This is a genomic window from Dysgonomonas sp. GY75, from assembly GCF_015234155.1.
GTDB classification, from domain to species: domain Bacteria; phylum Bacteroidota; class Bacteroidia; order Bacteroidales; family Dysgonomonadaceae; genus Dysgonomonas; species Dysgonomonas gadei.
Map to the genome: position 1 here is coordinate 520,902 of NZ_JADCLQ010000036.1, position 22,388 is coordinate 543,289.

At 41.2% G+C, this 22,388-nt stretch carries 12 protein-coding genes and 1 pseudogene; 2 read left to right on the top strand and 11 right to left on the bottom strand.

All coding sequences use genetic code 11. The features are described from left to right. Position 1 precedes the first annotated feature (1 nt). Together IR083_RS14365 and IR083_RS14370 are read left to right on the top strand one after the other, a co-directional pair. On the top strand, positions 2-736 hold the full coding sequence (locus IR083_RS14365; protein ID WP_194224840.1) for a DUF3823 domain-containing protein: 735 nt from the start codon (positions 2-4) through the stop codon (positions 734-736). 75 nt (positions 737-811) lie between these two features. Next, positions 812-4,429 (top strand): glycoside hydrolase family 2 TIM barrel-domain containing protein, encoded by a 3,618-nt coding sequence (locus IR083_RS14370; protein ID WP_194224841.1) that lies wholly within the window; start codon positions 812-814, stop codon positions 4,427-4,429. Between the two features lie 79 nt (positions 4,430-4,508). On the opposite strand, the gene IR083_RS14375 is transcribed toward IR083_RS14370, so the two are convergent. From IR083_RS14375 to IR083_RS14425, 11 genes and pseudogenes are all read right to left on the bottom strand, one after another. Next, entirely contained in the window at positions 4,509-6,446 is a 1,938-nt protein-coding gene (locus IR083_RS14375; RefSeq protein WP_194224842.1) for an MGH1-like glycoside hydrolase domain-containing protein, read from the bottom strand. A 9-nt stretch (positions 6,447-6,455) separates the two neighbouring features. Beyond that, positions 6,456-9,578, bottom strand: a pseudogene (locus IR083_RS25000) (glycoside hydrolase family 2 TIM barrel-domain containing protein). 99 nt (positions 9,579-9,677) lie between these two features. Next, positions 9,678-10,280 carry a lysine exporter LysO family protein gene (locus tag IR083_RS14385; protein WP_194224843.1) on the bottom strand — a complete coding sequence of 201 codons (603 nt, stop codon included), beginning with the start codon at positions 10,278-10,280 and terminating at the stop codon, positions 9,678-9,680. A gap of 2 nt (positions 10,281-10,282) precedes the next feature. After that, positions 10,283-10,558 (bottom strand): LysO family transporter, encoded by a 276-nt coding sequence (locus IR083_RS14390; RefSeq protein WP_194224844.1) that lies wholly within the window; start codon positions 10,556-10,558, stop codon positions 10,283-10,285. A 28-nt stretch (positions 10,559-10,586) separates the two neighbouring features. Next, a complete protein-coding gene (locus IR083_RS14395) occupies positions 10,587-12,098 on the bottom strand; it encodes a RagB/SusD family nutrient uptake outer membrane protein (RefSeq protein ID WP_006800017.1) in 1,512 nt (503 codons plus the stop codon). Positions 12,099-12,131: 33 nt separating this feature from the next. Continuing rightward, positions 12,132-15,500, bottom strand: coding sequence for a TonB-dependent receptor (locus tag IR083_RS14400; protein WP_194224845.1), 3,369 nt, complete (start codon positions 15,498-15,500; stop codon positions 12,132-12,134). Positions 15,501-15,615: 115 nt separating this feature from the next. Further along, entirely contained in the window at positions 15,616-16,620 is a 1,005-nt protein-coding gene (locus IR083_RS14405) for a FecR family protein (RefSeq protein WP_194224846.1), read from the bottom strand. Positions 16,621-16,726: 106 nt separating this feature from the next. Further along, positions 16,727-17,320: an RNA polymerase sigma-70 factor gene (locus tag IR083_RS14410; RefSeq protein ID WP_194224847.1), complete on the bottom strand. Its 594-nt coding sequence runs from the start codon at positions 17,318-17,320 to the stop codon at positions 16,727-16,729. Positions 17,321-18,048: 728 nt separating this feature from the next. Next, the gene (locus IR083_RS14415) at positions 18,049-19,731 is read right to left on the bottom strand and encodes a ribulokinase (RefSeq protein WP_194224848.1); all 1,683 of its coding nucleotides are present in this window, start codon (positions 19,729-19,731) and stop codon (positions 18,049-18,051) included. A 43-nt stretch (positions 19,732-19,774) separates the two neighbouring features. Continuing rightward, positions 19,775-21,199 carry a DUF4185 domain-containing protein gene (locus IR083_RS14420; RefSeq protein ID WP_199343237.1) on the bottom strand — a complete coding sequence of 475 codons (1,425 nt, stop codon included), beginning with the start codon at positions 21,197-21,199 and terminating at the stop codon, positions 19,775-19,777. A gap of 11 nt (positions 21,200-21,210) precedes the next feature. After that, the gene (locus IR083_RS14425) at positions 21,211-22,335 is read right to left on the bottom strand and encodes a DUF4185 domain-containing protein (protein ID WP_194224849.1); all 1,125 of its coding nucleotides are present in this window, start codon (positions 22,333-22,335) and stop codon (positions 21,211-21,213) included. Positions 22,336-22,388: the final 53 nt, after the last annotated feature.

Below are 22,388 nucleotides of genomic sequence, written 5' to 3' on the forward strand. Positions count from 1 at the left end.
TATGAAAAAGTCAATTACTTATATAATTCCCCTGATATTTGCATTGTGCATTTTCGTTTCATGCGAAAAAGACAACTATGACGCACCCGAAGCGACGATACAGGGTAAAATATTAGATCATAACGGAAACCTGTTACAAACAGAACAGGGTAATGGAAATATGAGGATCAAGATGGAAGAACTGAGTTGGGCCGGCGATAATGAAAGCATAGCCATTACTCCTCAGTATCTGAACATGAGACAGGACGGTACTTATATTAATACGAAATGGTTTGCCGGAGAGTATCGCATGACTCCCGTAGAAGGAGCTTTCTACCCATACAAAACAGAAGGCGAGAATGTACAGGTCAAAGGAATCTCTACCCAAGATTTCACTGTGATACCTTACCTCGACATAGAATGGGTAAAAGAGCCGGTACTGACATCGGATAATTTTATAGAGGCCTCTGTCCGTTTCAAACGTAACGCCAAAGAAGGTGTAAATATGCCTAATCTCAACAATGCCATACTATGTGTTGCTACAACCCAATATTGCGGCAACAATAACAAAGACGGGCAATTGTTCAACGGCACAAAGAAAATCACTAACGATCAGGAAGGAACCGTTATAGATTTCAAAACCTCGATGGCTGTAAAATATACAAACACTACTTATTGGGTGAGAATAGGTATTTGCTGTGACGACACGTACAAGAAATATAATTATACGGATATCAAGACCGTAAAGGTTCCATAATTATCAATTACTTATTATTAAACAAGGGGTCTGTTACGACCCCTTGTAATTCAATTTATCAAACCTGGTAGAATAATGAGAAACAGAAAACTAACGAGTATTTTATGCCTGCTTACAATTATCTGCAATCTGGGAATGGAAGCTCAGACAAAAGAAACATTCAGTGATCCACAGTCGAAACTGACGATAATTGGCAGAGGGAATTGCCGTATAGAGAACGGTGTATTCCTGTCTAAAGACGCATATGCCTGCTTTGGAGATCAAGAGATGAAAAACTATACGTTTACATTCAGGGCACGTGCGCCGAAAGATGCCGAACAGGTCCAGATATGGGCCGGATTCAGGGCATATAACCGCTTCGATCGTTATATATTGGGCGTAAAAGGTGGGCTGCAAGACGACATATACCTGAGCCGAATGGGCTATATGGGTACAGATGAATTACTTGACATACGGCCATTGGACTTCCACCCGGTTGTAGGTCAATGGTACGATTTCAAAATAGAAGTATGCGGAAACCGTATGCGTGTATTCATCAACAATGAAACCCTTCCGCGAATAGACGTAACAGACAAGAACGGAAATCTGGCTCCGGCAGGGCCTGTTACACTAGGTGGCGGATGGATCGAGACCGAATTTGACGATTTATCAATATCTGAACTTCCTGCCAATAGCCTGGACAAGATACCGTCCACAATATATGAAGTAAAAGCTAATATTCAGGATAAGGAAACTGAAAGAAAAAATTTACGGGCTACTTATCAGTCTGTCAAAATAGATAAGATCAATACAACACGCACAGAAATAGCACTAAACGGCAATTGGCTTTTTCTACCCGGATATGAATCAAAAAATGCAGAAAAAGAAGCTGATCCGAATATCTCGGACAATCAATGGCACACGATGAATGTACCTGATTTCTGGAATCCTATCCGCATATGGCTACATGGCGAAACTATGGGTAAATTTCCGAAAGGTGTATCAGATACATATTATCAACAGGAAACAGCACGTTGCGAAAACTATACTTTCGATTACAGGAAGACCAAAGCCGCATGGTATCGTAAATGGATAGAATTGCCGGCCGATGTGAATGGTAAGAATATGGAACTGGTATTCGATGCCATTTCTAAAATGGCCGATGTATATGTAAACGGAACTAAGGTCACATCAAATGTAGGTATGTTCGGAGAAATCAAAGCCGATGTTTCTTCGTTGCTAAAACCCGGGAAAAATCTCGTAGCGGTATATGTTACACGCGACTATATAAAAGATATAGAGGATGCCGATAAGATAGTGGATGTTGCGGTTACAGTCCCTGTTACCAACAAGATGCTGAAAGACATCGCTCACGGCTTTTACGGAGATGATCCGGCCGGAATATGGCAACCTGTTTCGCTCGTTATTTCCAATCCGGTGAGGATAGAAGATGTATTCATCAAGCCCAACCTCAATGGAGCAACGTTCGAGATTACATTAAAAAACTACTCGGGTAAGAAAGCAATATTTAGTTTATCAACAGATATTACAGATCATAATACAGCAAATCTCTTCTATGGTCAGGAATCTTTAAATAAGATAGAACTCAATTCGGGTGAAGAAAGAGTAGTCAGCTATTCTATCAGTAACCTGAAGCCACGGTTATGGACACCACAGTCTCCGAATCTTTACGATTTCACATTCAGACTGACGGCTAATAACCAGACAATAGACAATACCACTGTCTTGTCAGGATTCCGCACATTCGAGTCCAAGAACGGATTATTGTACCTCAACGACAAACCGTACTGGCTGCGGGGAGGCAATCACACGCCGTTTGCACTGGCCCCTAACGACCTGAAGTTGGCAAACAGCTTTTATCAGATAATGAAAGCCGGAAATATAGACGTAACTCGTACTCATACTACTCCCTATAATAAACTCTGGATAGAGGCAGCGGATATAAACGGCAGCGGCATTAGCCACGAAGGCACATGGCCATGGCTGATGATACAGCAGTCTATGCCCGACAGAGTACTCATAGACATGTGGGCTAAAGAATATCTCGGCTTGATCAAGAAATACAGGAATCATCCTTCCATCCTGTTTTGGACAGTAAATAACGAAATGAAGTTTTATGACAATGAACCTGATCTCACAATACGAAAAGAAAAAATGAAGATCATTTCAGATGTTGTAAAACAAATGAGGAAAATAGACCCTACACGCCCGATCTGTTTCGACTCCAATTACCGAAGAAACATAACCAAACAAGGTAACGCTTTTTATGAAGGGATAGACGACGGGGACATAGACGACATACACTCATACATCAACTGGTATGATCACACGATATTCAAAGAATTTAATGGCGAGTTTCAAAAGAGGAACCGGAATGAAGGCCGCCCGCTAATCAGTCAGGAAATGTCTACCGGATATCCGAACAACGAAACAGGGCACCCTACTCGTTTCTATACACTTGTACATCAAAATCCACAAACATTAGTAGGATATCAGGCTTATGCCTATGGTAATCCGGAGGCATTTCTCGAAGTACAATCGTTTATTACAGGCGAACTGGCAGAAGCGCTGCGCCGCTCTAATGATAAAGCGGCAGGCATACTGCATTTTGCCCTGCTCACATGGTTCCGCAATGTATACAACGCAGAAACAATAGAGCCTTACCCTACTTATTATGCAATGAAAAGAGCCTTGCAGCCGGTATTGGTAAGTGCCGAATTATGGGGACGCAACTTTTATGCAGGAGAAAAGATTCCTTCCCAGATATATATTGTGAATGACAGAGAAAACGGCAAAGATCTGGAACCATCCTTATTATACTGGTCATTAGAGTCTGAAACCGGGAAAGTGTTGGCAAAAGGACAGGAAAAGGTAGTTGGGGTAGCACACTACGGACGGCAGATAATTACTCCTTCCATAAAAATACCGGACATCTTGCCTGCGCAAAAAATAAAAGCCAGACTAAAGCTAAGATTAACTGAGAAAGGCGTACAGGTTTCTGAAAACGAATATAAAATATTGCTCGCCGAGAAAAAGTGGAATACAATACAAACGGGTGATAAAAAGATTATACTGGTAGATTTTAGTGATATAAAACCGGCATTAGATCTTGCGGAAATAAATTATAACACAGTTATGTCTGTAGACGCTGCCTTGAAAACCAAAGCCGACCTGTACATATTTTCGGGGATAGATAATAAATGCAGTATGAATGAGATCAGACAGATCAGGGAGTATGTAGCCAAAGGCGGTAAAATATTTATCTCAAATTCACCCGAAACCGCACAACAGATATATCCGGAATACATATCAGGTAATATGAAACCTACCGAAGGAGATATTGCAAATATGGAGATACCCGAATCACCTGTATTCGATGACATTGACCTACTCGAACTGAGATATTTCAACAACAATAAACGCGAGATTCCTACCATCTGCAATACCGTACTGAAAGTAAACAGAAACGCGAATATAGAGGAATTAGCCAATCAGACCAAGATACACGGATATATAAACGGTGACATGGCACAGCGCTCCGAGTATGTAAAAACCATAAAAGGGTATCCATTGCTGAAAATACATGACAACAAAGGTGTGGCAACCATATCAACCATGTCTCTGGAAAAAGCCGTAACCGATCCTGTTGCGGGCAAACTACTTACTAATATAATATACGATCTTCTCAAATAGACTAAATAGAGAGTATCTTATTCGTACCCTCATATATGGTTCTTAGTGCTATTCTAAGAACCATATATAGCGGGTAAGTTTATTTATATCCCTTTTTATATTCCTTATACAATAAAAACAGATGTGCCGCCGACCAGCTGAAATGCGAAGCTTTTAGCCGTTCTCCTGTATACACGTCATAGTTTTCATGTATCGGCGCATCGTCTTCCAAACCTTGCAAACGGTCAAAAACCTGCTGTGTATACATATCCGCCTCTTTTGCATATCCATACTTCCGTATGCCGGATATGGCAAAATAAACCTGATCGATCCAGATAGGTCCCCGCCAGTATCCCCTCGGCGCAAATTCAGGATTGTCTGCGGCAGCAGTAGGAAAAGGAATGTATGTGGAGAACTTTTTCGCATCGAACATGATTTTAACGGCTTCATCCGCCTGCTCTTTAGTTGCCAGTCCTGTCCATAGCGGAGTCCACCCTTCGGGACCGAATACTTTTATGAACGGTTTATTCAGTTTCTTATCAAAAAAGTACCCTGTTTCTTTATCGAAGAAATAATCCTGAATAAGGCTTTTACTGTCCGGCTCGTTAAAAGGAATATTCAAGATTGCGGCGAACTCTTTCAACAGCGAATATTCGTATTGCAGATAAGCATTCAGGTCGATGGATTCCTGATCCATACTCCATGCTTTCTCTCCGTTTTTCACCATTTTTGCATCATCGAAACGTATGGCGTTATCCATGCCGCTCTCCCACTTGGCAGCTTCTAAGGTTCCGTCGGTTGCTCCATATTCACAGATACCGTTCCGGTCGTGATCCCTGAATTTATACCACCATTGATGATACCTGAGTAGTTTCGGGTACATTTCAGCCACAAAAGAAGTGTCCTTATCGGCTTGGAATATTGCATTTACAGCCCAGGCAGCCAAAGGAGGTTTCGTATCACGGTAATTATTCTCCGCAGGATCAGTATAGATACAATCTGCAATCATCCCGGCATCGTCCTGATAATCGAACATCGCCCGTATCTGGTCTTTTGCCAGAGCCGGATCGAGATACGACAGGGCAACAGCATGCTTCCATGAATCCCATGCCCAGAATCCGACAAAGTAGTTCATCGCATGCGAGGGTACAATACCCGTATGCAGCAATGCCCCTTTGGGACTGCGCCAGTTACTCATAAGCGTCATGATGCTTTTTACCATTATCCGGTTATTCTTATCCGGCATATCCTGACGGAGATTCTGCCCGATATAATGATTCCAGCATATATTGCGTTCTTCAGCTCTAGTATCGGAATTAGCTAAAATATCAACTATTTCCCCGTTCTTTTTTAAGAAATCCTCTTTTGTATTGAAATATGAAATCACAATATCGAATTGCTTACCCATATCTTTCGATGTAGCAATATAACGGCCAGCCGATAGTTCCAACAGAATATCTTCAGGAAAACTAATCATTATTATTTCTCCGTTTTTTAAAGACGCCGTAATCCCGTGCGATTCTTTATTCCATATCAGACTGTCATTCAGGTATCCCTCTGTCACGAAATAAACTTCATTATCCGATTTACACCTCAGGAGAGCATGATTAGCTGTTATGAAAACCAGCTCCTGCCGGATGCTTTGCTTATCGCCTGACAGGTTCAGAGTCAATTTGCCCGGATAATAGATTGCCGTATCTTGCCTTAATGCAATAGATGTGCTTTTTTCATCCAGAACCGAAACTTCACAAATAGAATTACTGATCCACTTGCGATGGTCTAAATCGACAGGGCCGCAAAATCCACAGCTACCAGCTTCTTTATCAGGTATAGAGAAACCCATCCATGAGCCTTGGTCAGTAAAATAGCCCTGTCCCTGCCGGACTTTTCCCTGTGGGGTATGAACCACATTAAGTAGATTGGGAAAGTTGAGGGTTAAATCTTCTTTCTGAAGTTCCGCATTGTCTCCGGCCTTACAGGAATGCAAAAGCATTCCTGTAACAACAGCCAGAAGCATAAATATTTTTGATCTGTTCATTTCGCTCTTTTAATATTGTTTACCGGTCTCTACAAGGTTTGTGTCTTTATCTACCGGAATAATAGTGAATCCGTACGACATGTTTTCCGGGGTAATCGTATATTCAGGGTGAGTCTGGGCTCCCCAAGTATTATCCCCGCCTACGCCCATCTGCATATAGTCTATATTCACCCATACCATATCCTGCTTTCTTACACTGCCGCCATGCTTGCGCTCTACATCGAAAGGTATATACATCAGGTCTTTCATCGGAAAATTCCATGCACTTATACTCAGAGGCTGTTTACCTTTTATCAATAGCCCGTCTCCGGTTGCATTTTGCAGGCTAAACCACCGGACATCGGATTTATTTGCAGTTTCCTGCGGACGTATATACGGGTGGAACTGGCTCCAAACATCACTTTTATACAAATCGACCATAGCTGATGTTTTCCTGTCCCAATAATTTTCATGAGGTCCGCGGCCGAACCATGTCATCTGGTCATATTCACCCTGCAGCACCATATATAAGCCTACTTTCGGTATTTCGGGCAAAGCGATATCTCCTGTCGTCAGCTTATAATCCGTTTCGATAGTACCATCCGGGTAAATTATATAACTGATACCAATTTTACAATTTTGTTTTCCCAGATTATAGGCAACCTTTATGAGTGTGTTATTACCGGACTTCTCGCTTGTCAGATTTTCTAATGTCATTTCCCCGGTCGCTTCCTTCCATGTCAGGCTACGTGTACCCAATCCGTTAGCAACGTCATTATCGGTCAGCGGTCGCCAGAAATTCGGAGTAATGCCCGTTTGCAGTAGCTCTTTACCATTTCTCCTGAGTGAATACAATTGTCCGTTTTCCTTTGAGAATGAGACCTCGAAAGCATTACCCGACACAACAATATGGTCGGCATATTCAGTTGATTGGGTATTACCCTGTACCCTATTCTTTACAATATCTTTATTACCCACAGACAGAGGAAACTGTTCATATGCCTGTAAGTGTCCTTTAGGTATAAATGGATGGCTACCCCTATAGTAAGCATTAAGATGCAGAAAATATTCAGTGTTATCCCTGACGGAAAAATCGGGAATATCGAGTGTAATATTTCTCGATTGATGCGCATTTAATCCTTGTACATCAAAATTTTTCCGGGCTATAATTTCTCCGTCTGCTTTCACCTGCCATTCGAAATCAAGGTCATCCAGATTTATAAAATCGAATTTATTGGTAATACGGACTACATTATTTGTAAACGGAACAGATTCGAAATGTACAGGTTGATATACTTTTTTCACTTCCCATATATGCGGGCGAAGCTTCCTATCCGCCAAGACCAATCCATTGGCACAGAAGTTGGAGTCGTTGGGGATGCCGACGAATCCCATATCTCCTCCATATCCCCAGATATCATTACCGGCCTTATCTTTGATAGGGAAAGTCTGGTCTACTCAGTCCCATATAAATCCGCCTTGCAACTGGTCGTGCTCATCTATAAGATCCCAGTAATCCTTCAGATTACCGACACTGTTTCCCATTGCATGTGCATATTCGCAGAGAATTAACGGGCGGCTCTGGCGTTGATTGACATGCTCTCTCAATTGCCAGATGCGTGCATACATAGGACAATAAATATCTGAAAGACCTGTCTTACGCGCACCTTCATATTGTACAGGACGCGAAGCATCGAACTTTTTCAGCCAGTGATATACCGTTTCGAAATGTTCTCCGTATCCGGATTCATTCCCCAGCGACCATGTAACGATACTGGTATAATTACGGTCGCGAAGCGCCATTCGTTCCACCCGTTCCTGAAACGGTACAATCCAGTCCGGAAAGTTTGCCAGTGTACGGGCTTCCGTTGACTCCATACCATGAGACTCTATATTAGCCTCATCTACAAGATATAAGCCATATTCGTCGCATAGTTCGTACCAGCGCTCTATATTCGGATAATGGCTACAACGCACGGCATTGATATTGAATTGCTTCATTAACCTGATATCTTCTATCATGCTGCTCTCCGTGATGGTACGACCTGTTTTCGGCTCAAACTCATGGCGATTTACTCCCTTAATAGTAACAGGTACGCCATTTACCATAAAGAGTCCGTTCTTCATTTCCACTGTACGGAAGCCGAAACGATGGGAAAAAGCTTCTGAGACTTTCCCTCCTTTATCCAATGTGGAAACAATCAGGGTATAGAGGTCAGGCGCCTCCGCACTCCATGGTTTCACTGCCGCAAATGTATTTTCCATGCTGATCGTGCTGCCCGTTTTATCCGATAATTTTTTAGTTGAAGAATAAATGATTTTTCCGTTTTCAGCAATTTCTATTTGCAGCGAAGAATTGGCAAAAGAAGTATTCTTATCCATCTCTATATTGAGTCTGAACAGGCCGTCTTTATAGCCATTGACCAAATCGGCCTTCAATTCAAAGTCCTGAATCCTTACTTTAGGACGGGCAAGAAGAGACACGCTGCGTTCTATACCGCTATACCGCCAGTAATCCTGCCCTTCGAGATAAGACCCGTCGCTGTATCTGTACACTTCTACCGCGATGTCGTTAGTTCCGGCCTGCAAGTAATCGTTGACAAGGAATTCGGCCGGGAGCCTGCTATCTTCACTGTACCCGACATAATGCCCGTTTATCCAGCAATAAAAAGCGGATTCAACCCCTCCAAAGTGCAGGATTATATCCATTCCTTTCCAATGCGCAGGGAGTGTAAATGTGTGTTTGTACGAACCTACCGGATTGTAATCGTGCGGAACATAAGGAGGATTTGCGGGGAACGGATAAGCCACATCCGTATAGATGGGCGAATCGAAGCCCTGTAGTTCCCAACTTCCGGGCACCGTAATTTTACTCCATTCCCTTACATCAAAATCCTTTTGATAGAAAGCGGCCGGACGCGAAGCCGGATTTTTTGCATAATGGAAATCCCATGTGCCATCGAGGGATAATTCTCTGTCGCTTACCTGTTGTTTTATTGCAGCTTCTTTAGTCGAATGTGGCCTGAAAAAAGCATGCATAGGCAAACGGTTGACCTGATTGACCAATGGATTTTCCCACTCTTTGGGTTGTTGTTGAGCCAGACTGTATTGTAAAAATAGAAACAGCCCGATTAAAAGATTTATTTTTTTCATAATGATTTAGGTCGCAGACCTATTTATTACGTTGTTAAATTCAAATACAACAAGAAGTTAAACTGAAACAGCATATCATTAAATCCCTATTATACTTATTTACAAATAGCAAAAGAAAGTAACAAGGAACGGGACGGTAAGATCGAGTGTAATTCCATGAAATATGGCGATTATTACAAATTCCGGCCCGGAATATTTAGTAATGATGGGAAGTGTAGTATCCATTGTCGTCGCTCCGCCGGATGAGATAGGCGCCAATTTTCCGAAATAAGTAACAAGCAACGGCGCCGCGAGCAGCGTAAACAATTCCCTAATAATATTTGAGACTAAAGCGATTGTTCCTAATTCAGCCCCCTTATATTGAGTAATAAAAATACTGGATAACGAGTAATACCCGAATCCCGAACCTACTGCCATACATTCGAAAATGCTCCAGCGGGGAATGAAAAGGCCGACAATAGCACATCCCGCCAAAGTGCCGACCAGTGTAGCCGCTGGTACGAGTATCACCTTATGCTTATTATTTTTGAGAGCGGATAATGCTTTCTTATCATATCCTATATTAATCCCAACCAGAAACATAAGGCCATAAAGGATATACACGCTTAAATCGTTATCAAGAACGACCTGAGGCAATATGCCCATATATGAAGCAAGGGCTCCGGCTATAAAAAACGCAAGGATTATCAGACTGCCTTTCATATTTATTCTTTCTCTTTTACAAAGAATTTCTTATAGACAAACCATGCCAGCAATATGCTGCCTGCAATAGCTCCCATCGTGATAATGAGAGCCTGCAAGCCAATTGTTGTCAGATTGTTTACTATCTTTTCATTATGTCCTACCGATATCCCCAGAAAGAAAAGGAGCAGGAATATGAAACAGGTTATCAGTTTCCCGATTATTTTTATATCCGGGATGCGGCGCAGAAAGTATCCGGCACCTATTCCTAAAAGCATAATGGCAAAGACTGTAAGCATAATTAAGTAATGAATTGAAAAGAGTTTTTTAATTTATTTGGTCGTTCGATTTTATTTCCAACAAAGGTATAGGGTAAAAATTATTTTTGTCGGAAGAAAAACCCGTCCGGCCAACAGCGGTCAAAGCTTCCTTAGCCTTACCCCAACGGCGCATATCATAGAAACGTGTGTTTTCGAGAGCAAATTCCAGTATCCGTTCATGCTCGATCTGTTTCTTCACAAAGTCCTGATTCGAGTCAGCAGGAATCTCCGGCATATCCGCCCTGTCCCTTACCTGATTGATAAGCGGTATGGCTTCCGGCGTTTTTCCCTGTTCGTTCAGGCTTTCGGCAAGCAGCAGCAATACATCCGCATAACGCATCAGAGGCAGATTGACCGCTGTCCTCGATTTATTCAGGTCTTCCAGAGTCGCAGGAAGATATTTTCTAAAACAGGCTTTTTGTGAAGTAGCCCCGAATAATTCATTATAGGTATAACCGTACACTTTCTTGTCTGTCACATCATTGAAATATGAATCGTTAAAAAAGACGGTTTGGTATAGCCGGGAGTCGTACAGGCCTGTAGTGGCTGTCTTTCCTTCTTTTTTATATTCATCGATAAGTATCTGGTTAGGAAATATTTCGTCCCATCCTCCCAGTTCCCCGGTCGATATCCATTTGTGCAATGCAGTCCTGTATGCCGCACCATTAGCAGTATTTTCTGTAAACTGTAATTCAAAAATTGATTCTTTGGAATTTTTATTTGTCCCATTAAACATAGACAGGAAATTCTTTTCCAATTCATAGCCTTTCACCTTTTTAAAGGCAGCTTCGGCCTTAGCCAGATATTCAACTTTCTTACCTGTGTCTTCATAAGCCCGGGTAAGGAGCGAATATCCCATGTACGCATAGGCTGCTCCCTGTGTGGCACGTCCGGTACGTTCAGGTGTTTGTTTCTGAGGCAAACCCGTAGCCGCTTCGAATTCAGCGATTATAAAATCCCATGCAGCGCCCCTGTCTGACAATGGCTTGCTGATCTGCCCTTCACTCGTAATATATTCGTTACGGATAATTATTCTCTCCCAGTTAAGCAAAAGTTTCATGTGGTAATATCCTCTTAAGAAGTGAGCTTCGGCCAGGATTTGTTTTTTATACGTTTCATCCATATTGATAGAAGGAACTTTTTCCAGCACCTGATTAGCATAAGATATCCCCTGATAGTGAATTTCCCAATATTTGTAAAACTGGCTGTTGCCATTCGTATAAGTGAAATTGAATAACTCTACCCAGGTAGGATAATTGAGTGCATCACTTCCGATATTGCACACGTCCTCCCTGTAAGCCTCTACGGGAAATTTTACTTCAGCAAATTCCCAAGTTTCAGTCGCACATTCCAGTTTTGAATAAACTGCCGCAAGCCCTGCTTCCGCATCAGTTTGGCTGCGCCAGAAGTTACCTGAAGTAAGTTCATCCGGAGAGACCACATCGAGCCTGTCATCACAAGACGATACAAAAAGTCCTGTAAGTACCAGACAAAGTATAATATATAGATTTTTTTTCATGTCGATAAAATTTATAAATTCAACAAGCCTCATTTAAAATGTATATTGGATACCCAGTACATATGAACGTGTGAAAGGGAATATATAACGGTCTACCCCTGTATTTAATACACCTGAAGGTGCGAATTCAGGATCAATCCCTTTATACTTAGTCCATGTAAGCAGGTTTTCGCCACTGATATATATCCTCAGATTTTCGGATTTCATCTTCGCAAGTAATGACTTAGGCAATGAGTATCCGATCTGTATCTGACGCAAGCGGATAAAATCGCCGGACTCAAGAAAACGATCCGATTCACGGGTATTTCCGTTAGGGTCCTGTAAGACTGCGCGAGGTACGCTGGTATTCGTATTTTCCGGTGTCCATGAATCCAGAGTGGATGCAAGGAAATTTGATCCTGAGTTCATGCCCTCGTAAAAATATCTGTTGGCATTGTATAACTTGTGTCCCCAACCGCTACCGATAAGAGCACTGAAATCAAAACCTTTGAACGATGCTCCTAAAGTCAGGTTTATTTCTGCTTTCGGAAGACCTGTTCCGGAATATACCTTGTCGTTATCGTCAATTACACCGTCGCCGTTTGTATCTGCAAAGCGGATATCGCCGGGTTTTGCATTTTCCTGCAACAATTCTCCCTTATCGTTTCTGTGAGCATTAACTTCAGCTTCCGTCTGGAAAATACCGTCTGTCTTGTAGAGGAAGAATGCCCCAATAGGATATCCCACCCTCGTCTGATTCGGGAAATGCTCCGTATCAAATTTCAGTCCGGTTCCCAATAGTATCTGGTCTTCATCGGCCAGTGCAACCATTTTGTTTTTCAGCAGGGAAACATTAAATCCTACATTATATTTAAAATCTCCTGAATTTTCCGCATAGGTAAATTCAAATTCCAGTCCGGTATTACGCATTTTTCCTACATTGAGTGTCGGATTCTCCAATCCGGCAGAAGGTGCAAGTCTTTTAGTTATCAGCAAATCCTCTGTAGTATTGTTGAAATAATTTATCGTACCCGTAATTTTATTGTTCAGAAATCCGTAATCCAGTCCGATATTTTTGGATACTGTGGTTTCCCATTGCAGTTTTTTGTTCTCCAGTCCCATTGCTATACTTCCGGGCCAAGGGTTATTGCCATCACCCTGTACATATCCCATATAGAGACTGTTATAAGTGCTTATCAATGCCTGATGGGCATAATATCCCAGAGCTACTTCATTTCCCAGTTTACCCCAACTTGCTCTCAGTTTCAGGTTCGAAACCGGAGTATTTTCAGGGAAGAATGCTTCCTCGGTGATTCGCCATCCTAAAGCCAGTGACGGGAAATTGCCGAAACGACTGTCTTCTCCGAACTTGGATGAACCATCACGACGGAATGTAAACTGCAACAGATAGCGGTTATCGAATGAATAGTTTACACGTCCGAAATAAGACATGCGGTTATATTTATATTTGGAGCCATCGGCACTGTATGTACCACCTTTTCCAGCTCCTATAGTCATAAAGAATGGATCAAGGAAACCCTCTGGTAACTCACTGGTTATAATAGACCCGTTATCTATAGAGTAAATTGTCTTTTTACCTTCGACACCGACGCTGTTCCAGTTGTACGACTGCAAATCGAGAGATGTTCCCAGCATTGCATTAACCGAATGCTTATTGAAGGTGGCATTATAGTTCAACAGGTTATCAAACACCTGTTCGTCCCAATAGCTTCTGTTCTCCTCATAATATGCATATTCGTACGGATTTTTGATATCAGAAGTGAAAGGCGGGTTATGATAATATGACTGAGTATTGTTACCCCTGTATGAGTAGCTGGTTTTGAAGGTCAAACCTTTCATTATGTCCACTCCTACCGCAATATTTCCGGCAACCTCCTGACTCTTTGTCCAGCTTGTGATATAGTGATTGTTTGCCATCACATTCACATTATTTGGAATATCACCCCAGTTTGTAAGAGCAAAACCGTCTTTTTCATTCTCATCATATACAGCCACCAAAGGGGAAATCATGTACACTTCCTTCAAGCTGAAATTCGGGGTTTTCTGCTTCTTTCCGGTAAAAGCCAGATTGCCATCAATGGTGAATATATTTTTCTTGGTGCTGATTTTCATTCTGGCATTCTGCTGCATAAGATTATTGGATAGAACGATTCCTTTTTCCTCTGTGAGATTACCTGATAATGCGTAACGTGTGTCTCCCTGTCCACCGCGCACAGCGATACTCTGAGTAGAGGAAAGACCAGTTCTGAAAACCTCATCCTGCCAATTGGTATTGTTTGCACCCGGATTTGTAAGATAAGCCGGAAGGTCAACAGGTGCTGAAGCATGTTTGTTATATTCATCATACATTCGCTTGTGCACAGTAAGGTAGCCGTTTGCATCAAGCATTTTTAGTCTCTTGGCTGTTTCCGTAATACTTACATAAGAATTTATATCCACCTGAATTTTTCCCTGCTTACCGTTTTTGGTCGTCACTATGACTACCCCATTGGCTGCTACGGAGCCATAGATAGCAGCTGCTGCCGCATCTTTCAGTATTTCCATCGACGCTATATCGTTTGGATTAACTGTAGATATGTCTCCCGGAAATCCGTCGATAACATAAAGAGGCTCATTGCTCCCGAATGTATTGACTCCTCTGATTTTTACAGCGGCTCCGGAACCGGCTAGACCGCTGTTCCTTTGAATATTTACACCGGCAACCACACCTTGCAATGCTTCTACCGGATTACTTGTTGCCTTGGTAGTTATATCTTTTGTATCGACAGAGGCCAGCGAGCCTGTCAAATCGCTCTTCTTCAATGTACCATAACCGATAACGACAACTTCATCGAGAATTTTATTGTCTTCTTTCAGCCGGATATCAAATGAAGTCTGGTTTCCGATTCTGATTTCTTGTTTTTCGAAGCCTACATATGATATGAGCAATGTTTCGCCGGATGATGCGTCGATATCGAAATTACCGTCCACATCGGTGGTAGTACCTCTGGTTGTGCCTTTGATAACAACGCTTACTCCGATTACAGGTTCATTAAGGTCATCGACAATATTTCCCCTTATCTTTTTCTGAGGTTGCGTTTGTTGAGGTGCTATACCTCCGGCTTTAGTAAGAATTATTTTATTTGACGATATTTCGTAACTGATAGCCTGATTTTTGAGGGCGCTGACGAGCAGCGAATTTATGTCTGCATTTTTTTCGTCTACAGATATACGTTTGCTGTCATCTATATCGACATTACTATACATAAATGAATACCCCAGTTTTTTCTCTATCGTAGAAAAAAACTCCTTTAAGGTTACATTGTTCAGGGTAAGGTCTATTTTTTCTTTGCTCTGAGGAAAAACCGCCAGTGAAAAGCAAACAAAGAACAGAACGCAAAGTGAAAGTGTTTTTCTTTGCATAGCAAAACTTATTTATATTGTTAATAATTAATATATTAAGAAATAGAGTTCATGTCTATTCCGGAATCATAAAGAAAGGTTAATTAATCTGTTTCAATAGTATTGATATCTAAGGTCACTTATTGATAATGGTCACCTCCTTTCCATTTATTTTATAATCGATTGGGGTTAACTTATTAAATAATTCGAGCAATTCGCGCAAAGATTCGGTTTTTACCGAGAATGTATATTTCTGTTTTTCATTAGGGTTTACCAGTTTAATATTAATACCATACCAGCGTTCCAGTTTCTTGGCCACTTCATATATATCCTCATTATAGAATATCAGTTGATCCTCTGTCCATGAGCGATAAGTATTCGCATCATCCTTAAACAGGGTGTACTTCAGATTTTGTCGCGAAATGATAGCCAGTTCGTCGGGATTAAGGTCTGTCATATATTTTCCCGTTTTATCGGTAATGACCACCTTTCCTTCCAGGAGGGACACGCTTATTTCTCGGTCGTCGTTATAAGCCGATACATCAAAGGAAGTCCCCTTTACCACTATATCGACACCCGATGTTCTTACCTTGAATTTTTTACTTTGATTTTTTGTCACATTAAAAAAAGCTTCTCCTTCAAGGTTTACAATACGTTCGGAACGATTGAAGTCTCCTGCATATGTCAGCTTCGAGCCGGAATTGAGCCATACTTTTGTACCATCGGGAAGAGTCATTTGCATTTTCTGTCCCTGCCTGGTTTCTATCGTTGTGACCGATTGGGATAGAAAAGCCGAATCTATGGTAGATTTCACAAAAACAGTAGCTGCAACACCAACGATAATCGCAAGCATAGCTGCAATACCCGCAACTTTGATAAGAATCTTCCTTGTATATGATTTTACCGGAAGCGATGTCCTTATGTGTGAAGATATGCCCGACCATATTTTGTCCTTGTCTGCGCGAACCGACTGTTCCGGACTGTCGTAGATATTTTCCCACTCATTTAATAATTGCTCGAATAGTTTACGGTTTTCGGCAGAACTATTAATCCACATATCTACTTTATGCCTTTCCTGTTCAGATAATTCCTGACGGATATATCCGGCTATTTCATCATATGGAATATGTGCATGATTCATATTTCTGCTTTGTTTTATTATTAGACACGTAAGCTATCCAAATACCCCTAAACTATTTTCATTTTTTTTGAACGAAATTGAAAGGATCACCATATTTCTATCATTATCAATCAAATAAAGACAGAAATTGTATAGCCAGGGTTATTATTATTGTAGGTAGAATATTCTTTCCATTGTAATAATTAAGAATATACTCTCTCACCTTTTTTATTGCAATAGACATTTGAGCCTCCACTGTTTTTACAGATAAGTCTTTCTCTCCGGCAATTTCCCTGTATGTTTTGTTTTGCTCTCTGCTCAGAGTGAATATTTCTCTGCATTTTTCAGGTAAACTATTAATAGCCTGCTGATATACAGAGCTAAACTCTTCCATATTTATACAATCCCGGGCCTTTTGCTTTTCCAGTTCCCGGCTGGCCCACCTTTCGAGCAAAAGAGATCTGTTTTGTTCGTCGCGCAGGGAATTTAATACTTTGTTGCGGGCGGCATTGTAGAGGTATGTTTTTATGTAAAAGATATTTATTGTATCCCGTTCTTCCCAAAGACTGATAAAGACATCCTGTATGATATCTTCTATCAACTGTTTATCATGGGTGTAATAGTTGAGGAAAGTACACAAGCTATCGGAATATACATTAAAAAGTTCTTTCAATGTAGATTCATCTATAATAATTCCTTTGTGTTCAGGATCTTTTCGCATCCAATAAGTCTATAAAGATCAAATTGTACGAAACTATAAATTTTATTGAGATCTTTCTCTTTTTTTAAGGTTAATTTTGTTTGGAACCTGTTTAAATTTTCCACAAATTATAATCCAGCATTCTTTAATTTGAAAAAAAATTAATGAATACAGACTGTAAAATACCCCAAAATCCCATTCTGTTAGAAGAATATAACCAGGGCAAGCCCAAATTTTTTTAAAGAAGTTTATCTATACAGTAAGCTGAGAGCCTTTAACTGTTAGCTGAGAGTTCTTTGAAAGATTGGAATAAGTAGAAAGTAGTGAGTTCTAAGTAATAAGTGATATTTGTGTAACCTTTGTTACCTTTTTTAAGAGTTACGAGTTACTGCGCCCTGCGGGCAGTTACAAGTTACGAGGGGGAAATTATTAATTATTAATTATTAATTGTTTTCTGTGTTACCTTTTTGGTGAAACTGTAGGGGCGAAAGATGTTTCGCCTGTTGGTCATCGTGGGCGAAAGATGTTTCGCCCCTACAAAAACCATAAAAAAACTGTTACGTTTGTTACCTTTTCAAAGTAGTAAGTACTGAGTAATAAGTATAAAGGGCTTCTAATTGTTAACTGATGACTGCTTACTGATATATCTGTTACCTTTGTTACCTTTTTGCATCTTAGCGTCTCTGTGTGAGAATATTATTAACTGAAATATTGCCGACTTTCGTACCTTTAGCCTAAGAATATAATGTTTATGAATTTAGTATATGACCAGATTCAGTAAACTTTCCCAAAGACAAATACTTCCCGTACAACTCTTTATATTGCTCAAAATTCTCCCAATCAGGTTTGTACTCATAAATATAACCTTGTCCCATTTTCAACTGTGCTTCCTGTACTGTATTATACTTTCCCGCAACGACAGCCGCAAACATCGCAGCCCCTAATGCACAGGTCTGCTGCGAACGGGCGACTTTTATCGGTAAACCTATTACATCTGATAACATCTGCATTACAAAAGGAGCTTTCAGCGAAATACCTCCAATGCCGATTACTTCTTTTATTTCGATGCCGGATTCTACAAAACGTTCTATAATCGCCTTAGACCCAAATGCCGTAGCCTCAACCAATGCCCTGAAAATCAATGGGGCAGAACTTCCGAGAGTCAAGCCTGCAATTGTTCCTGTAAGCAGCTGATTTGCATCCGGTGTACGGCGTCCATGCATCCAATCGGTAGCTACAATTGTACTTTTTTCCACGGGAACTTTCATCGCCTCTTCCGAAAGGAGGGGAATAATAGTATCACTCACTTCTTCTACCAGTTTAGATTTCAATTCGTCGTTGAGTAATTCTGATCTGGATAGAATATTGGTTAGCGGCCATTCCAATAATTTCCGGAACCAGGCATACAAATCTCCAAAAGCCGACTGTCCCGCCTCAAGGCCTATATATCCGGGAAAAACCGAACCATCTACCTGTCCGCAAATACCGGGAATAAGCTTACCCTTCATCTCATCATAGGGCACAACCATTATATCGCAGGTAGATGTTCCCATAACACGAACAAATGCTCCGGGTGTAATACCCGCACCGACCGCTCCCATATGGCAATCTATTGCCCCTATGCCAACTTTAACCTTTGTTGTCAGTCCCAGCCGTGAAGCCCATTCGGCTGTAAGAGTCCCGGCACAGGTATCCGAAGGATATGTTTTCTCAAACAGATGAGATCGGAATCCTGACAATAATGGAGAAAGTTCTGTGAGAAACTCTTCGGATGGAAGGCCATTCCATTGCTCATGCCACATCGCTTTATGGCCTGCAGCACAACGGCTGCGGAGAACACTCTCCGGTCTTGTATTACCGGTCAGTAATGCCGGCATCCAATCGGTATGTTCTATCCATGAATAGGCCTTTTCGCGGACTTTTTCATCTACACGAAGTACATGTAATACTTTAGACCATACCCATTCGGCGGAGTAAATACCTCCTTCATAAGCAGTGAAATCGACAACCCACTCTTTCGCCAGTTCATTAATCTCGATGGACTCCTTTATGGCCGTATGATCTTTCCATAAAACAAACATAGCGTTAGGATTATCCTTATACTCATCCAGTAAAGCTAAAGGTGTTCCGTGTTTATCCACAAGTACCGGCGTACTTGCGGTCATATCGAATGAGAGACCTATTATATCTTCGGCAATATTCCCCGGTGCGTTCGATAAAGAATCCTTGACTGCAGCTTCGAGCGTATCAATGTAATCTTGCGGATGTTGCCTATATTGGTTTACTTGCGGATCGCAGTATAATCCTTTCTTCCAGCGAGGATAGTACTTTACTGACGAAGCCATTTCTTCTCCATTCTCTACATCGATTATCACGGCACGGCACGAATCTGTCCCGAAGTCTACTCCTATTACATATTTTCTATTCATCATATATCTTTTTATTATTAAATAAGTTCTTTTATATTTCGGGATGTTAGTCGAAACTGCCCATATCTGCCAATTCCGCTTTCATCAGGAATACATTGTATGGCAACCACATCGACATCAAAAAATACAGGTTGTCGCCATCAACCGACAACGGATGAAAATAAGAACCGTACAACTGCGCATATTCCACTCCCGAGGCCAATTCATAAGGTTCACTCCAAGGTCCGGTTATTTCTGTTGCCGTACGCATGGTTATGTTATATCTATCGGCATTAAAATAGGATATGATCCATTTATTATGCTTCTGGTTATATATAAATGACAGTTCTCCCACTTTATCGTTAAATATGTTCGTAGCCTGTTCTTCATCACCCTTGAGCCATTGTTTGGTTAAGCTATTCCAGAATTCATAATTAGCCTGATCCTCTATATGCTGTTCTTTGAACCGGGCCAGGCGAGCATTACTGTCACGTCCTGTTTGAGTTCCAATCATATACACATATCCATCTTTCTTAAAATATCCTCCCTGGCCAAAATTACTATTGGACGAAAAACGTACGTTTTCACATTTTGCCCATGTTTGACCGTTATCGATAGATTTATACATACCTGAATAATTGGTAATCCATCCTGTCCAGTTTTTCATATTAAAATAATGTACATAATCTATATTATTTGCGCGGATAGCTGCTGTCGGAATAGAAGTCCAGTCTCCATTACCCGACGCGTCTTTTCCTCCATATATAATTTCACGGGCATTACCCGACGCGTCTACAGCCATACTATTGAATGTCAATCCATCTTCCAGATCATTATCATCCGAGAAGGCGAGAACATTACTGCGCCAGCTACCTCCGTTAGGACCGGGAGCGGCGAAGTTAGGCGAAAAGTCGCGTCCGAATGTATCCCCAAAGAAAATTCCATATTTTCCCGGATTCATTTCCCAGATAATACCCAGATCGGTTCCTCCCACATTCCATTTCTGTGCTGTATTATTCGGGGTAGGGAATTGTTCGCCAGACATAGGGTTTCCAGTTATACGTGCCGTACGGGAAACCTTACGAATAAAAAATCCCCAACGATTATCTATAGTCAGAACTTCTTCTTTCGATTTATTTCCGTCCTTGTAATAAGCAGTCAATAACAGCCGAAAGGATTCCGGATCTGTTTTTTTTACCATATATCTGAATGGATAAGAGGCAGACAATTCCGGTTTTTCTATCTTCGCAGAATAACTCTCACCTCCGCTTTTTGTAATCAACAGATAATCTATCTCTCCTATATTTTTAAAAGTAAGTGTCGTAGAAACTGCTTTTGTTTCCTTATCGGGTACCAGTTCCGCTATTGAGACCGTAATTTCGTCAATAGGGATATAGGGTTCATCCTCACCATCTTTACTACATGAATAGAATCCTGTAAAAAAGGCTAACGCCCATATATTAACTATATATTTAAATAATCGAGTCTTCATATCAATATTTATTATTCCAATTCTGCCCTCATCAGGAACACATTATACGGCCTCCACATCGACATTAAAAAATACAGGTCATCACCATCCAGCGACACAGGGTGTATATATGAACCATATAACTGAGGGTATTCTTCCCCTGTAGCCAATATCTGAGGTTTACTCCACTGACCCGTCAATTCTTCTGCATAGCGTATCGATATATTATACCTGGCTGCACAGAAATATGTTATAATCCAACATTTATACTTGTTGTGATATGCAATAGACAGTTCACCCACTGTGTCTTCAAACAGGTTAGTAGCTTGAGATTCATCACCTCTGATCCACTCATTGTGATCCTTATTCCAGTATTCATACAAGGATTGATTTTCTATATCTTTTTCGTTGAACCTTGCCAGGCGGGGATTGCTATGCCGGCCAGTTTCCGTTCCTACCATATACACATAGCCATCCTTCTTATAATATCCGGCTTGTCCAAAATTACTATCTGAAGTAAAATGGACTGTTGTACATTTTCCCCATGTTTTCCCATCGTCTTCCGATTTGTAAAGGCCTGAATAGTTGGTTATCCATCCCGTCCAATTCCTCATATTGAAATAGTGTACATAATCCTTATTGTTTGCCCGGATAGCTGCTGTCGGGATAGATGTCCAGTCTCCATTACCCGACTTATCTTTTCCTCCGGGAATAAGTTCTCTGGCGTTGCCATTTTCATCTGAGGCCATGCTGTCAATGCTCAATCCGTCTTCAAGATTACAGTCATTAGAAAAGGCTAAAACGTTGCATCGCCAATTATCACCGAAGTCTGCCGGGTCATTTTGGTCGGGGATGAATCCTTTACCAAAAGTATCGCCAAGAAAAATCCCATATTTTCCCTGATTCATTTCCCAAACAATACCGAGGTCCGTACCTCCCACATCATACATGGTAGTTGTGTTGTTAGAAGAGAGCAGATTTTCACCATCTACCGGAGTTCCCGTTATACGGGCAACCCGCTCTACTTTTTTTACCTTTAGATGCTTTCTGTTTTTTGAAGTGCCGGAATCTTCTTTCACATCGTCGCTCATTACGACTAAAGGTGAAAGAAATCCACCTAAGAGAAATATATGTTTAATTGCGCGTGATAATTTCATATCAATATCATTCGTAAATTCTTCTGATGAAAGACAATACCCCCTCTCTGACT